General features: G+C 48.1%; 11 protein-coding genes. 6 read left to right on the plus strand and 5 right to left on the minus strand.

Annotation, left to right across the window (positions count from 1 at the left end):
- Positions 1-89 precede the first annotated feature (89 nt).
- The 4 genes from C805_RS21815 to C805_RS21830 all read left to right on the plus strand — a co-directional run bounded on the left by C805_RS21815 (position 90) and on the right by C805_RS21830 (position 5,455).
- Entirely contained in the window at positions 90-767 is a 678-nt protein-coding gene (locus C805_RS21815) for a response regulator transcription factor (protein WP_016216193.1), read from the plus strand.
- A gap of 30 nt (positions 768-797) precedes the next feature.
- Complete coding sequence (locus tag C805_RS21820) at positions 798-1,805, plus strand: sensor histidine kinase (RefSeq protein ID WP_016216194.1); 1,008 nt, start codon at positions 798-800, stop codon at positions 1,803-1,805.
- A 117-nt stretch (positions 1,806-1,922) separates the two neighbouring features.
- Positions 1,923-2,606 (plus strand): ABC transporter ATP-binding protein, encoded by a 684-nt coding sequence (locus tag C805_RS21825; protein ID WP_016216195.1) that lies wholly within the window; start codon positions 1,923-1,925, stop codon positions 2,604-2,606.
- On the plus strand, positions 2,603-5,455 hold the full coding sequence (locus C805_RS21830) for an ABC transporter permease (protein ID WP_016216196.1): 2,853 nt from the start codon (positions 2,603-2,605) through the stop codon (positions 5,453-5,455). Before C805_RS21825 ends, C805_RS21830 begins: the two co-directional genes overlap by 4 nt.
- A gap of 64 nt (positions 5,456-5,519) precedes the next feature.
- Here the strand turns inward: C805_RS21830 and C805_RS21835 are convergent, their stop codons facing one another.
- The 4 genes from C805_RS21835 to C805_RS21850 form a co-directional block, all read right to left on the minus strand.
- Entirely contained in the window at positions 5,520-7,607 is a 2,088-nt protein-coding gene (locus tag C805_RS21835; RefSeq protein WP_016216197.1) for a transglycosylase domain-containing protein, read from the minus strand.
- A 21-nt stretch (positions 7,608-7,628) separates the two neighbouring features.
- Complete coding sequence (locus tag C805_RS21840) at positions 7,629-9,281, minus strand: ATP-binding protein (RefSeq protein ID WP_016216198.1); 1,653 nt, start codon at positions 9,279-9,281, stop codon at positions 7,629-7,631.
- On the minus strand, positions 9,278-10,324 hold the full coding sequence (locus tag C805_RS21845) for a metallophosphoesterase family protein (RefSeq protein WP_016216199.1): 1,047 nt from the start codon (positions 10,322-10,324) through the stop codon (positions 9,278-9,280). Before C805_RS21845 ends, C805_RS21840 begins: the two co-directional genes overlap by 4 nt.
- A 66-nt stretch (positions 10,325-10,390) precedes the next feature.
- Positions 10,391-11,095, minus strand: a complete 705-nt coding sequence (locus C805_RS21850; RefSeq protein WP_016216200.1) for a tRNA threonylcarbamoyladenosine dehydratase — start codon at positions 11,093-11,095, stop codon at positions 10,391-10,393.
- Positions 11,096-11,304: 209 nt separating this feature from the next.
- Between C805_RS21850 and C805_RS21855 the strand changes: the two genes are divergently transcribed.
- Together C805_RS21855 and C805_RS21860 are read left to right on the plus strand one after the other, a co-directional pair.
- Positions 11,305-11,871, plus strand: coding sequence for a glycerol-3-phosphate responsive antiterminator (locus tag C805_RS21855; protein WP_016216201.1), 567 nt, complete (start codon positions 11,305-11,307; stop codon positions 11,869-11,871).
- Between the two features lie 24 nt (positions 11,872-11,895).
- Positions 11,896-12,222, plus strand: coding sequence for a metal-sensing transcriptional repressor (locus tag C805_RS21860; protein ID WP_016216202.1), 327 nt, complete (start codon positions 11,896-11,898; stop codon positions 12,220-12,222).
- Between the two features lie 77 nt (positions 12,223-12,299).
- Here C805_RS21860 and greA read toward each other — a convergent pair whose 3' ends face one another.
- Complete coding sequence (greA, locus tag C805_RS21865) at positions 12,300-12,803, minus strand: transcription elongation factor GreA (RefSeq protein WP_016216203.1); 504 nt, start codon at positions 12,801-12,803, stop codon at positions 12,300-12,302.
- Positions 12,804-12,809 lie beyond the last annotated feature (6 nt).

A 12,809-nucleotide genomic window follows, 5' to 3' on the forward strand; every position in this document is an offset into this window, starting at 1 on the left:
TGCACCTCCGCTGTTTTTATATTATAGTTATACTATACACCTGCTGCAAATGCAATAGTGCCGCAGAAACTGACAGAGAGGATACCCCTATGACCCATATTTTACTGGTAGAAGACGACAAAAGTATCGTCAGTAATTTAACAGAATTTCTGCAGAAAGAAGGCTTTGCCATCACATCGGTGGATGGCCAGACAAAGGCTCTGGCCCTGCTTGAAGAATCAGCCGCCGATTTTGACTTGCTGCTGCTGGATGTTTCCCTGGCGGAAGGAAACGGTTTTTCCATCTGCCGGGCTGTAAAATCCACCACCAGCCTGCCTGTCATCTTTCTGACTGCATCCGGAGATGAGTACAGCGTTGTCACAGGACTGGATCTGGGCGCCGACGACTACATTGCCAAACCTTTCCGGCCGCGGGAACTGATTTCCCGCATTCACAATATCATGCGCCGTTACGGCAAGGCAAATACTTTGCTGGAGTACCGGAATCTGACAGCAGATGTAAGCCGGGGCACCGTCTCAAAAGACGGACAGGAACTACAGCTTTCCGCTCTGGAATACCGGCTTTTACTGTATTTTATGAATAATAAGGATATTGTGCTTTCCCGCTCCCGGCTTTTAGACGCCCTCTGGGATATGGCAGGGGAGTTTGTCAATGACAATACCCTTACGGTATATATCAAACGGCTGCGGGAAAAAATCGAAGAAGACCCCCAAAATCCCCTGCTGATTAAGACCATCCGGGGCATGGGCTATAAGATGGGAGACTGATACTGACACAAAAATACTGGAGGTTACTTTATGAAATTCTTCCGAAATCCTGAAATCAGGCTGAGCCTGCTCTGGCATCTCTTTCTGCTCCTTGCAGCTTTGGGTACCGGAACTTTATTTCCTTCCCATGCCAGAACTCTGCTGGCGCTTTTTTCCTTTCTTTATATTATTTCTCATTTCCGGATTACCTGGTGCAGATACCGCAGGCTGGAACAGCTCAGCCGTGAAATTGACCATATGCTCCACAGTCAGGTTCCCATTCATTTTGAAAATTACCGGGAAGGCGAACTGTCCATTCTGGAAAATGAACTGTCCAAAATGACATTGCGGCTCAGTGAACAGGCGGCTGCTCTGGAAAACGACAAAAAATTTCTGGCTGATTCCATGGCTGACATTTCCCATCAGATTCGTTCTCCCCTGACTTCCTCCAACCTGATTCTCTCGCTTCTCATGAAACCGGATTTATCTGCCGGCCGAAGAAAAGAACTGCTGCTGGAGCTGACGCAGCTTCTCTCACGTATTGACTGGCTGGTGGAGTCTCTGCTTAAAATGTCCAAAATGGACGCAGGAACCATAAAGCTCCAGCAAACAGCGGTAAACGTGGAAACACTGATCTGCCAGGCAGCGGAACCTCTGATGATTCCCATGGAACTGCGGGAGCAGACTTTAACCCTGAAGGGAGATTCCCAGGTTCAGTTCACCGGAGATTTTTCCTGGTCCCAGGAAGCAATCCTGAACATACTGAAAAACTGTATGGAACACACGCCCTTTGGCGGCTGTATTAAGGTGAGCTTTTCAGAAAATACAATTTTTACGGAAATCATCATTGAGGACAACGGTGATGGATTTACCCCGGAAGACCTTCCCCATCTGTTTGAACGGTTTTACAGGGGAAAAAATGCCTCGCTTCAGAGTGTGGGTATTGGCCTTGCCCTGTCCCGGATGATTGTCCTTCAGCAAAACGGAACTCTGAAAGCCGAAAACCGCCCGGAAGGGGGCGCACGTTTTCTGATTAAATTTTATCGGCAGCACCCCTGATTTCTGCCGCCCCTTAAGATTTTCAATTATGACAGTTTTGTCACAGAGAAGTCACTGCTCTGTCACCGGACCTGGTTAGAATAAGATTCAGAAATTGATGAAAAGGAGCAAATTTTTATGGAAATTTTAAAAGCAGAACATTTAACGAAAATCTACGGCTCCGGGGAGAATCAGGTCAAAGCGCTGGACGACGTTTCTTTTTCCGTTCAAAAAGGAGAATTCCTTGCCATCATCGGTCCCTCCGGCTCCGGCAAATCCACATTACTGCATGTCCTGGGCGGAGTGGACGTTCCCACGTCCGGGAAAGTATTTATGGAGGGAACCGACGTCTATGCTCAGAATGAAAGCCAGCTTGCAGTCTTTCGCAGACGCCAGGTGGGACTGATTTACCAGTTCTACAATCTGATTCCCGTACTGAATGTAACAGAAAACATGACGCTTCCGGTACTGATGGACAGCCGGGAGGTAAATCAGCAGCGCTTAGAAGAGCTTCTGAATATTCTTTCTCTCAAAGGAAGAGAAGGGCATCTTCCAAACCAGTTATCCGGCGGCCAGCAGCAGCGTGTCTCCATCGGCAGAGCGCTGATGAACGCCCCGGCAGTGGTCCTGGCCGATGAACCCACCGGAAATCTGGACTCCAGAAACAGCCAGGAAATTGTGGAACTTTTGAAATACTCCAACAAAACCTATAAGCAGACTTTGATTGTCATCACCCATGATGAAAATATCGCCCTCCAGGCCGACCGTATTATCGCCCTGGAAGACGGGAAAATTATCAGAGACGAGGTGATCTGTCCATGAATATTTTTCAGAAAATCACCATAAAAAATCTCAGAAAAAACCGTGCCCGCACACTGGTTACCATCGTGGGGATTATCCTCTCGGCAGCCATGTTTTCCGCCACCACCATCAGCATTTCCTCCCTGAGACACTGTCTGATACAGTCAGCCATTTATGAGGACGGAAGCTGGTATGGCGCATTCTCTGATATTTCCGCAAAAGATATGGAAACTCTGGGCTCCGACGAACAGGTCAGCCAGGCTGTATCCCTGGAGCTTCTGGGATACTCAAAACTGGAGGACTGCACCAATGAATCGAAACCCTTTCTGGGCATTTTCGGCATACAGGATGATTTTACAGAGCTGATGCCCATACATCTCACCCAGGGACGAATGCCGGAAAACAACAGCGAACTGCTGCTTCCTGACCATCTGTTCGCCAACGGAGGCATACACTATAACATTAATGACAGGCTGGACCTGAAACCCGGAATCCGCATGGGCAATCATGGAGAAATACTGACCAATCTCACCGGTTATCTGAATAATTCCCACCAGGAATCTGCAGAAAGCGGCAAAGGGGAAGAAGAATCCGGTCCCATTTCCGAAAAACTGATTCCCGGCGAATCCAGAACCTACACAGTGGTGGGATTTTATGAGCGTCCCTCCTTTGAGGATTACACGGCTCCTGCCTACACAGCCCTGACCATTGGAGAACAGGACAGCGAACACTTTTATACCACTTATGTCCGAACCTCCTCCGGGAAAAATTCCACGGCCATTCTGAACAGCCTCATGGAAAAACTGGAATCTGAATCCTATGGTTTTGAGGTAAATTACAACCTGCTGCGTCTGTACGGATATTCCGGAGAGAGCCGGTATAACAGCGTCCTGTTTGGTCTGGCCGGGATTTTGATTGCCATTATTATGTTTGGCTCCATTTCCCTGATTTACAATGCATTTTCCATTTCCGTCAGCGAACGCACCAGACAGTTCGGGCTGCTGTCTTCCATCGGCGCCACCCGGAAACAGCTGACCGGAAGCGTTTTATTTGAGGCATTGTTTTTAAGCTGTATCGGCATTCCTCTGGGCATCTTATCGGGACTTCTGGGCATCGGCGTTACTTTCTTTTTCACAAAAGACATGATTGCCAGCGTCCTTGGTGTGGAGGCTTCCGGTAATTACGGATACGCAGCTTCCCGGTTTATCAATGCTCTGGGACCCGCCGAAGAGGTTTCCCTGAAACTTCATCCGTCTTTTCCCGCCCTTGCCATAGCAATCGGTATTTCCCTGCTGACCATCCTGATTTCTGCCTGGATTCCGATAAAACGGGCTGTGAAAAAGTCAGCCATTGATTCTATCCGCCAGAGCAGCGACATTGCCATCCGTCCCGGCAGAGTGAAAACCTCCCGGCTTACGGAAAAACTCTTTGGTTTTGAGGGAATGCTTGCAACCAAAAATTACAAACGCAACCGCAAAAAATACCGGGCTACCGTAATTTCCCTGTTTCTGAGTATTGTGCTGTTTATTTCAGCCAGCAGCTGGTGCAGTTATCTGACGGATTCCATGGGAACTGTGCTTTCCGCCTCTTCTTATGATATTATTTACAGACTTCATCCGGAAGACGGTTATTCCGAAGATACCCTTATTTCCGAATTAAGGGAAATCGCTGATGTAAATTCTGCTTTTTACAGCTGCGAGCTGTATTTCACCTGTTCTGTCCCTGCTTCTTTTCTCAGCCGGGAATATCAGGATTACCGGAAAATGATTGCTTCTGCCCAGAACGAAAACTTCCTGGAATCCGCACCGCTCCTGACTGACTTTGAGCTGGTTTTTCTGGAAGATGAATTATTCCGCAGCTATCTGAAAGAACAGAATCTTCCGGAAGCCCCTTTTTTTGACAGTAAGGAGCCTGCCGCTGTGTCTGTGGATGCTCTGCTTGAATACAACGGCTATGACGGAAAATATTACAGCCACCATATATTTTCCGGTTCTGAATGTCCCGATGCGAATCTGTACCTTATGCGTCAGATGGAAGACTATGATTCCGTATACCTTTCCTCAGACCCGGAAACCGGAGAAGTCCAGTGTACTGGCTGGAACTATGACAACGAAACCCGAAAGACATTTTCACTGGAAGAAAGCTGCCTGACCATCCCTCTTATCATTGGAGCCAGTCTGGAGCAGAGCCCTGTATTATTTGGACATGGCGGCGACACACTCCGGCTGTTCTACCCCTTCAGCCGGATGGATGAAGTATTCTCTGCTGCGGATCCTGATACGGAGTACGGAAACCTTCCCGAAATTCCACTGACAGATCATGTCACCAGAACCCTGTATATTCAGTGTGAGAATCACGAAAAAACTTACGAGGCCATCCGCAGCCTTCTGCTTTCCAGAGGCCTCCCCTCAGAAAGTCTGTACGACTATGCAGCCAGTGTGGAAAGCGACCGCGCCATGATAACCGTGGTAAATGTCTTTGCTTTTGGGTTTATTTCACTGATCTCTCTGATTGCGGCGGCAAATGTGTTTAACACCATTTCCACCAATGTCAACCTGCGGCGGCGGGAATTTGCCATGCTGAAATCTGTGGGCATGACCCCCAAAGGGTTTCAGAAAATGATGAATTTTGAATGTCTTCTCTACGGATTTAAAGGGCTGCTCTACGGGCTTCCAGTGTCATTCCTTGTAACCTGGTACATTTACCGTACCATTTCCAACGGGCTCAATGCCAGCTTCTACATTCCCTGGTACAGCATTGCAATTGCAGTTGGCAGCGTGTTCCTTGTGGTATTCGCAACCATACTTTATTCCATGGGCAGAATAAAAAAAGAGAATACCATTGATGTACTGAAAAATGAAAATCTGTAGGCTGAAAGCCATAATAAAAACCCTTCTGTCCGAAGGGTTTTTATTATGATATTATTTCAGTTTTTTATTCCCCCGCTCCTTCCGGCAAATCCTCGCCGGAATCTTCGCTCAGATCTTCCAGTTCATTCTTCAGGCTTTCCAGATATTCCTCATTATCCAGAGGCGCCTTATTTTCATCAATGTAAGGCAGAAATTCCACAGGCTCCAGTCCCTGATGTATCTGCTCCATAAAAGATTTCCAGATACTTCCCGGATAGCTGGCCCCGGACAGGCCCGGCAGCTCCCGGGGCATATCATACCCCACCCACACGCTGGTGGTGTAATAGCTGGTGTAGCCCACAAACCATCCGTCCTTGTTGTCATTGGTGGTTCCTGTTTTTCCCGCAGAAGGCATATTGCTCAGTGCAAGACCCCGACCGGTTCCTTCCTGAACCACGGACACCAGCATATCTGTCATCATACGGGCCGCGTTCATTTTATAGACGTCCACTTCCTCTGTTTCCGTTTCCAGAATCACATTATCTTCCGCGTCGGTGATTCTGGTAATACAGGTGGGTTCCCGGTATTTACCATCGTGAACCAGCGTCCCATAGCCGGAGGCCATCTCCACAGCGGACACTCCGTTGGTAAATCCTCCCAGCGCACTGGCCAGCTGATTGTCCCTGGAATCCAGTCTGGAAAATTTCATGGTTTTCAGGCAGGAAAGGCCCTCCTGAGGCGTCATCTCCTCCAGCAGATTCCAGGCAACGGTATTTTTAGAAGTCTGCACCGCATACCGCAGCGTGATGTCTCCTTCATAATAACCTCCGGAATTAGAGGGCCCCTCTTCTGTTTTTACGTCCTGCACTATGGTATCCGGAGTATATTTGCCCTCCAGGGCAGGAGTATACACAATCAGAGGCTTAATGGCGCTGCCGGGCTGGCGGAAACTCTGATACGCCCGGTTCAGAGTATAACCGGGAAGATTCTGATTCCTTCCGCCCACAATCGCTTTTACAAATCCTGTATGATTGTCAATACAGACTGCAGAGCCCTGTAATGCATAAATTCCTTCTTCATTCTGTTCCGTAAAATCGGCCAGACCGTTATCCACCGCATCCTGAAGCTGCTGCTGCATATCCAGGTCTATGGAAGTATAAATACGGTACCCTTCCGTATAAAGGTTTTTCTGGCATTCCCCGTACAGTGCGTCGTACTCTTCCTGATACTTCGCCTTTTCTTCCTCCGAGGAAAATTCCGTCTGAAACTGAAAGCCCTGCTGCTGCATCAGCGCCCGGATGGCACAGTGGTAAGTATAGGTTTCCACATAATCGTTTTTTGTTTTTTCCGGCCGGTTCAGGGTGATGGGTTCCGTCCTGGCCTGCTGGCAGGTGGTCTGGCTGATTTTTCCGTCCTCTAACATCTGGTGCAGAATTCTGTCCCGGCGCTTTATGGTGTTTTCCATTTTGGTCACCGGGTCATACAGGCTGGGGTTATTGGGAATGGCACACAGAAAGGCAATCTGGGACAGGGAAAGATCCCTGGCGTCCTGGCTGAAATATCCCCGGCTGGCCGCCTGTATTCCATAGTAACCATTTCCAAAATATACATTATTCAGATAAAATTCCATAATCTTGTCTTTGCTGTATACTTTTTCCAGGCCCACCGCAATAAACATTTCTTCTATTTTGCGCTCCCAGGTACGCTCCTGGGTCAGAAATATCAGTTTGGAAAGCTGCTGGGTAATGGTACTTCCTCCCTGGGTCACCTCTCCGTTTTCTATCATGGCTTTGGCCGCGCGCATGATAGCTTTTATATCAATCCCGTTATGACGGTAAAATTTCTTATCTTCAATACTGATCATGGCCGCCACCGCATAAGCGGGAATATCCTCGTATTCCAGATAATATACGTCCTTTTCTCCCTTAAGGGTGGAAATCAGTTTCCCGTTGGTATCATAGACCAGGCTGGTCTGTACCGAACGGAATGTGGCTTCACTGGATTTCTGTACCAGCATTCTGGCTTCCTGCTGCAACGCGCTTACCTTCTGGGCATAGCCTCCGTAATAATACCAGCCCACTGCCCCGGCCACTAACAGAAGCAGAAGCATCTGCAGTTTTGCAAAAAACCAGAATACACGGTATTTTTTCTTTTTCTTCTTTTTTTTACTCATATTCTGTCCTGTTTTCCGTCTTTATCTGCTCAGCATAATTTTTCCAAAAGGAATCCCCTGCCGCTCCAGGATTTCCATTTCCCGTTTCTGACAGGTGAACAGGAAAATCTGCCCGTTCTGCTGTCCCAGCCATTTCATGGCTCCATCCAGCCTTTTTTCATCAAAGGCTGCAAACACTTCGTCTAACAGCACCGGCATGGATTCTTCTCTGGTAAAAAATCCTCCGGCCCCCATCCGCAGGGCCACATACATCTGCTCCATGGTTCCCCGGCTGAGCTGCCAGGGGTACAGCCTGCGCTTTCCCGCTGTGGCCACCAGGTTCATCTGTGCATCCAGTCCGATTTTACTGTATTTTCCATTGGTAAGCTCAGACAGAATCTGAGACATTTCCTGCTCCATCCGGGCTCTGGTGTCCTGATAAGTTTCCTGAGACAGCTGCTCCAGGGTGCGGAAAGCCAGTTCATATCCGCGCACCTGTTCCTCATACTCCTGCTCTTCTTCTGAGGAAACTTCCCATTCCCTGCGCTCTTCCTGCAGGTTCATCAGCTCTGTCTGTTTTTCCAGAAGCTGGATCTGCAAAAGTTCTTCCACGGCCTGCCTGCGGGCCTGTTTTTCCTGCTGTTCCTTGTACCGCTGCTGTTCCCGCTCCATGGAGGTATACTGGCTCCGCTCTCTGGCTTCCTCCTCCTGCTGCCTGCGCAGAAGTTTCAACTCTCTGGATTTCCTGTGCCAGAACCGCATTCCGCAACATTCTGCCAGAAGCAGAACACACAGGGCCGCCTCCAGAATGATCCATCCGGGCGCAGCTCCCTGAAACAGCCTGTGTGCTAATCCGTTCCAGATTCCTGCCCATAAGGCTGCCAGCATAAAGAACAGAGAAAGGCCGAACCGCATATGGTAACTCCGCTGTTCCTTCTGCTGACGGATATCCCTAAGATATTCTGCCATCTGGTTAATATCATGCTCCGGAGGGATCAGCCCTTCCGGTTTGTGCAGAAGGCCCTTATAACCGTCACTTTTCTGCTTTTTCAGCTGCTCCGTATCTTTTTTCAGAAGTTTTTCTTCCAGCAGCAGCTTTTCCACATGATTCTTCCGTTCTTCCCTTTTTTCCTGTAGCTTCCGGGCGGCCCGTTCCTGTCCCTCTTTCAGGCGTTTCCGGGCGCCGGTCAGATCTATGCCGCCTTCCTGCCCCAGAGAGGCATTTACAAAATAATTCTGCAGAATATCTGAGAATTCCCGGTCCGTTTCCACATCTGCCTGCCGGATACAGAAAGTATTTTCATATGTTTCTCTGTTCATACCTCCCAGAAGCATCTCCAGGTCTCCCTGCTCCACGGAAAGTTCCTCCAGATCCTTTTCATTTACCAGCTTTACAGAAGGCTCCTTATGGTAAAAATTCCGCTCCAGAAAAAAAGGTTTTCCATCCACGGTAAATTTCAGCCCGCCGGAATAACTGGAACTGTCGTTCCAGGGTTCGTATTGGCGGTAGCTGTCATTCTGGCTCCCTGGTCCCTTCTGCTTCTCTATCCCGAACAGCATACCTGTAATAAACTGCTGCAGCGTGGATTTTCCCGTTTCATTTTCTCCATAAATCACATTGATTCCCGGAAGGGGCCGGATATTGATATTATGGAGTTTTCCAAAATTTTTTATCTGAATTTCTGTAATCTTCATTCTGCCAACAAAGCCTCCACACCATAATATAATGCTTTTCGGGTAATTTCATCCTGAGGCAGCTTCTCCAGAGCCTCAATATATCTTCCCGGAATCTGTTCTTCATACCGCTGTTTCAACTGCAGGAAATCATAATCCGGCCGGCACCGGTCCAACACCTGAACCACCCGTTCCATCTGCTCCAGGGCTTTCGTATCAATGATTCGTTCCGAACTGCCGGTTCCTGTGAGCACCAGACGAAACAGCTGATGGGACGGCGCTTTTTTTATCTGTTCTTCTATTACTCCCTGCAGAGCCTCCGTGGTGATTTCCTCACTTACTTTCAGGTTCATGGAAACATACTCGCAATACCGTATGGGACAGAATGCAACGCTGCACGCTCCTTTTTCCACCTCTCCCATAAAATACCCATGTTCTCCCATGTCCCTGCACTCTGTGGGCTGCAGCGCTCCTGCCATCACAGCTTTATGCCCGGACATCTGCATGGGCTTGTGAATATGGCCCAGCGCCACATAGTCAAAATTCATTCTTTCCAGCTCTTTTACCTGAAATGGAAGATGTTCCTCATCTCCTCCATGGGCCAGAAAGATGTTGCAGTAACCGTCCTCTTTCAGAGTTATGTTCTCACAGAGATTCTCATAGATATTCCGGTGATGATAGCTCAGCCCGTATACTCTGGTGCAGAGCCCTTCCAGTTCCACATAATCCACCTTTTCCTCTTTCAGAAAATGTACATTTTCTCCCCAGGGAAAGGCGCCGAAATAAGAATGGTCATTGAGATATTCATGTTCTCCGGCTATCATTACCACCTGAGTCCGGGGGATTCTGGAAAACTGATAATTCACTTCTTTCAGCTCCCGCAGCAGGGGATGTCTGTGAAACAGGTCTCCGGCTATCAGAAGAAGCTGCACCTGTTCCTCTCCGGCTTTCGTAATCACATCTGCAAAAGCCTGCCAGCTATGATTTTCCCGCTCTTTCCCCCAGGGTTTCTCCTGGTCCGGTTTTGCTCCCAGATGTACATCTGCTATATGAATGAACTTCATAAAATCTTTCTCCTTATCGGTCAATCTTATCCGCCTCAGGCCAAACCGCCTGTTTTGCAGGCCCTTTTACCTGATCAGATCTTTCACAACTTCCCCGGCCAGTATCAGTCCCGCCGCCGAAGGCACAAAAGCTGTGCTTCCCGGTATTATTTTTCCGGACCGGTCAGATACCTGTATCAGGAGCTTCCTGGGCTCTTCTCTGGAATATACGGTCTTTAACTTCCGAACGCCCCTTTTTTTCAGTTCCCGGCGCATTACCCGTGCCAGAGGGCAGACAGAGGTTTCGTAAATATCCGCCACTTCAAACCGCCAGGGCTCCAGCTTATTGCCTGCACCCATACTGGAAATAATGGGAACCCCCGCTTCCTGCGCTTTCAGTACCAGTTCAATTTTGGCTGTTACTGTGTCCACTGCATCCACCACATAATCATATTTCCTGAAATCAAATTCCTCTGCTGTTTCCGGGAGGAAAAAACAATTGTGGATGTTTACTTCCGCCTCCGGATTGATTTCCAGAATCCGTTCTTTCATGACCTGCGTTTTATATTGTCCCAGCGTTTTTGTTGTGGCAATAATCTGCCGGTTGATATTGGAAATGCTGACCACATCTTTATCTGTCAGTTCCAGATGCCCGACGCCGCTTCTTGCCAGAGCTTCCACCGCATGGCCGCCCACACCGCCGATACCAAAAACCGCCACTCTGGCCCCGGCCAGTTTCTCCAGTCCCGCTTCTCCCAGAAGCAGGCCGGTCCGCATAAATTTTTCATCCATATGCTTCCTCCCTCCGGCAGTCTGCAGCAACCGTCTCTGCTGATTTATATTTCGAAAACATTTCTTTCTTATTTTACACTTTTGGGAGAGAATATACAAGGATATGTTGCATTCCCCTTTCTATTACATGTAATATCATGTATAATAGAAGCCGGGTGGTATAAATAACGGGGAAAATACACGGATTTTTGACAAGAAGGAGTGGGATTATGAAAAAAGAATATCGTGAGGCAATTGAAGATTCTCCTGTCATTGCGGCTGTAAATACCTTTGAAGGCCTGGAAAAGGCCCTTACCTGCGACAGCCATATTATTTTTATTCTTTTTGGGGACATATGCAATATTTCTGAAATTGTAGCAAAAGTAAAAGCCGCCGGAAAACTGGCTGTGGTTCATATCGACCTGATTACAGGTCTGGCTTCCAAAGAAATTTCTGTGGATTTTATTAAACAGCGCACGAAAGCCGATGGTATTATTTCCACCAGGCCAGGATTAATCAAATATGCAGCCAGATTATCTTTATTCACGGTACTCCGCTTTTTCGTCATTGATTCTCTGGCTCTTACCAATATTGAAAAACAGCTTCAGAATGTCCGTCCGGATGTGGTGGAGGTACTTCCCGCCCTGATGCCCAGAATTGTCAGCAAAATCTGCCAGATGGCCAATGTGCCTGTTATTACCGGCGGGCTTGTGGACGATAAAGACGACGTGATTTCCATGCTTTCTGCCGGAGCTTCCTGCGTCTCTTCCACCAGCGAAGAAATCTGGCAGCTGTAGTTATGTTAAGGAGGTGTTCTCTGAATGAACAGCGAAAAACAGGTCCATTCTCATGTACATGACCAGGAACAGGCCCATTCTCATGTACACACCCATGAGCAGACGCAGGCTGTGCTGAACCGCATGTCCCGCGCCATCGGCCATATGGAAGCTGTGAAGCGGATGGTGGAAGACAACAGGGACTGCAGCGAGGTACTGATACAGATTGCGGCTGTCCGCTCCGCCATCAATAACATTGGGAAACTTATTCTGGAGGACCACATCTCTCACTGTATTGTGGATGCTGTAGAACACGGGGACAGCCAGGCGTTAGAAGACCTGAAAAATGCCATTGAACAGTTTGTAAAATAAAAAAATGTGTATACTTCATAACCCTCCGGCGCGTCCCTGCCCGGAGGGCTTTTATCTTACGGGAAAACCATACGTCATTAAAACTTCCGGATGCCTTCCTCTGCATCTTCCGACGTATTTTCAATTTGTTTAATCACGATATAATAACTGTAGTCTTCGTTGACTTTTATCTGTATTCTGTCTCCTACTTTATGTCCCAGAATAGCTTTTCCAATGGGGGATTCCGTACTGATACGGTTCTTCATGGAATTGCCCCGGATGGAAGTTACCAGGCGAAACACCTGTTCTTCGTCATCTTCCTCAAAATACACCGTCACCGTATTGTTGATTCCCACTTCATCTTCTCTGGAGGAATCAGACACAATCACTGCTGTTTTCAGCATCCGTTCCAGATAGCGGATTCTGCTCTCATTCTTATTCTTGTCCTTTTTGGCTGCATGGTACTCAAAGTTCTCGCTTAAATCTCCATGGGCCCTGGCCTCTTTTACGGCTTCCAGGGCTTCTTTGCGCACTACCAGCTTCCGGTATTCTATTTCTTCTTCTATTTTCCTGACATCACTTCTGGTCAGCTGCTCTCTCATATTATC

It is taken from the genome of Eubacterium sp. 14-2 (genome assembly GCF_000403845.2).
Taxonomy (GTDB): Bacteria; Bacillota; Clostridia; order Lachnospirales; family Lachnospiraceae; genus Petralouisia.

Coding starts and splice junctions, on each gene's coding strand:
- C805_RS21860 (WP_016216202.1), top strand. CDS start 11,896: ATGAACAGCGAAAAACAGGTCCATTCTCATGTACATGACCAGGAACAG.
- C805_RS21850 (WP_016216200.1), bottom strand. CDS start 11,095: ATGGATGAAAAATTTATGCGGACCGGCCTGCTTCTGGGAGAAGCGGGA.
- C805_RS21825 (WP_016216195.1), top strand. CDS start 1,923: ATGGAAATTTTAAAAGCAGAACATTTAACGAAAATCTACGGCTCCGGG.
- C805_RS21815 (WP_016216193.1), top strand. CDS start 90: ATGACCCATATTTTACTGGTAGAAGACGACAAAAGTATCGTCAGTAAT.
- C805_RS21845 (WP_016216199.1), bottom strand. CDS start 10,324: ATGAAGTTCATTCATATAGCAGATGTACATCTGGGAGCAAAACCGGAC.
- C805_RS21830 (WP_016216196.1), top strand. CDS start 2,603: ATGAATATTTTTCAGAAAATCACCATAAAAAATCTCAGAAAAAACCGT.
- C805_RS21835 (WP_016216197.1), bottom strand. CDS start 7,607: ATGAGTAAAAAAAAGAAGAAAAAGAAAAAATACCGTGTATTCTGGTTT.
- C805_RS21820 (WP_016216194.1), top strand. CDS start 798: ATGAAATTCTTCCGAAATCCTGAAATCAGGCTGAGCCTGCTCTGGCAT.
- C805_RS21855 (WP_016216201.1), top strand. CDS start 11,305: ATGAAAAAAGAATATCGTGAGGCAATTGAAGATTCTCCTGTCATTGCG.
- greA (WP_016216203.1), bottom strand. CDS start 12,803: ATGAGAGAGCAGCTGACCAGAAGTGATGTCAGGAAAATAGAAGAAGAA.
- C805_RS21840 (WP_016216198.1), bottom strand. CDS start 9,281: ATGAAGATTACAGAAATTCAGATAAAAAATTTTGGAAAACTCCATAAT.